Source organism: Streptomyces phyllanthi (genome assembly GCF_009377205.1).
Lineage (GTDB): Bacteria > Actinomycetota > Actinomycetes > Streptomycetales > Streptomycetaceae > Streptomyces > Streptomyces phyllanthi.
This window is the reverse complement of sequence record NZ_VJZE01000833.1, coordinates 1-2,032: the sequence shown is the minus strand read 5'-3', so window position 1 is coordinate 2,032 and position 2,032 is coordinate 1. Positions and strand designations below refer to the sequence as shown.

Here is a 2,032-nt window from a genome sequence, read left to right as displayed (position 1 = left end):
GTTTTTCAGGGGCGCGGGGCTGTGTCGGGCATGCGGCCCCGCCGCGTGGGCGCGACCAGCCCCCACCGGCCCGCGGCCGACAGCACCGCAGAACCGGGGCGGCGGGGGCGATGGCCCCTCGATACGATGCCCCGTACGTGATCAACCGGTGGCGAGGAGGCACGCATGGCAGGGGAGCCGCAGGACGACTGCCTGTTCTGCAAGATCGTGGCGGGACAGATTCCGGCGACCGTGGTACGCGAGACGGAGACGACCGTCGCGTTCCGGGACATCAACCCGCAGGCGCCCACGCACGTACTGGTCATCCCCCGGGTGCACCACCGGGACATCGCGTCCCTCGCCGCCGCCGAGCCCGGCATCGCCGCGGACGTACTGCGCGAGACCGGTGAGGTGGCCGCAGAGGACAAGCTGGAGAGCTACCGGGTCGTGTTCAACACCGGCAGCGGTGCCGGGCAGACCGTCTGGCACGCGCACGCGCACGTCCTCGGCGGGCGCGGACTCGAGTGGCCGCCCGGGTAAGTCGTCGTGTCCGTCCGTGAATTGGTGGTTCTCGGTACCGCCAGCCAGGTTCCGACCCGGCACCGCAACCACAACGGCTATGTCCTGCGGTGGGACGGGGAGGGCATCCTCTTCGATCCCGGTGAGGGGACGCAGCGGCAGATGCTGCGCGCCGGGGTCGCCGCGCACGACCTGCACCGCATCTGTGTCACGCACTTCCACGGCGACCACTCCCTCGGTCTCGCCGGCGTCATCCAGCGCATCAACCTCGACCGTGTGCCGCACGACGTCACCGCGCACTATCCGCGCTCCGGGCAGCGGTTCTTCGACCGGCTGCGGTACGCCACCGCGTACCGCGAGACCGTGCAGCTGATCCAGGCGCCGGTCGACCGCGACGGTCCGCTGGCCGCCACCCCCGCGTACACCCTGGAAGCGCGCAGGCTCTCCCACCCCGTCGAGTCGTACGGGTACCGGCTCGTCGAGCCCGACGGGCGGCGCATGCTGCCCGAGCGGCTCGCCGCGCGGGGGATCAAGGGGCCGGATGTCGGGCGGATACAGCGGGAGGGGGTCCTGAACGGTGTCCCGCTCGCGGAGGTGAGCGAGGTGCGGCGCGGGCAGCGGTTCGCGTTCGTCATGGACACCCGGTTGTGCGAGGGCGTGTACGCGTTGGCCGAAGGGTGCGACATGCTCGTCATCGAGTCCACCTTCCTGGACGAGGACGTGGAACTGGCCGAGGAGCACGGGCATCTGACCGCCGGTCAGGCCGCGCGTGTGGCGCGGGACGCGGGCGTACGGCATCTCGTGCTGACGCACTTCAGCCAGCGGTACACCGAGCCGGACGAGTTCGAACGGCAGGCCCGGGCCGCCGGGTTCGAGGGCGAGCTGACCGTGGCGCACGATCTGCTGCGGGTGCCGGTGCCGAAGCGCAGGTAGGTGCGGCCGTACGATGCCTTGATGCCTCTCCCGAAAGCCGAACTGCACCTGCACATCGAAGGCACCCTGGAGCCCGAGCTGGCGTTCGCGCTGGCCGCGCGCAACGGGGTCGCGTTGCCTTACGCCGACACGGAGGAGCTCCGCGAGGCGTACCGGTTCGCGGATCTGCAGTCCTTCCTGAACCTGTACTACGAACTCATGGCCGTCCTGCGGACCGAGCGGGACTTCGAGGAACTGGCCGACGCGTATCTGGCGCGGGCTGCCGCGCAGGGGGTCCGGCACGCGGAGATCTTCTTCGATCCGCAGGCGCACATGGCGCGGGGCGTGGGGATCGGCACGGTCGTGGAGGGGCTGTGGCGTGCGCTCGGCCGGAGCGAGGAGACGCACGGTGTCTCGACCCGGCTGATCATGTGCTTCCTGCGGGACGAGTCCGCGGAGTCGGCGATGGAGACGCTGGAGGCGGCGAAACCGTATCTGGACCGGATCGTCGGGGTGGGGCTGGACTCGGCGGAAGTCGGACATCCGCCGGCGAAGTTCCGGGAGGTGTACGCGGCGGCGGCCGCGCTGGGGCTGCGGCGGGTGGCGCATGCGGGGGAGGAGG

General features: G+C 71.1%; 3 protein-coding genes. All 3 read left to right on the top strand.

The window, feature by feature from the left end:
* The first annotated feature begins 165 nt into the window (after positions 1-165).
* Positions 166-519, top strand: a complete 354-nt coding sequence (locus FNH04_RS45375; protein ID WP_152792055.1) for a histidine triad nucleotide-binding protein — start codon at positions 166-168, stop codon at positions 517-519.
* A 6-nt stretch (positions 520-525) separates the two neighbouring features.
* Positions 526-1,431, top strand: coding sequence for a ribonuclease Z (locus FNH04_RS45370; RefSeq protein WP_322725720.1), 906 nt, complete (start codon positions 526-528; stop codon positions 1,429-1,431).
* A gap of 21 nt (positions 1,432-1,452) precedes the next feature.
* Positions 1,453-2,032 (top strand): adenosine deaminase family protein (locus FNH04_RS45365; protein WP_407704188.1); only part of this gene is annotated, 580 nt, incomplete at its 3' end.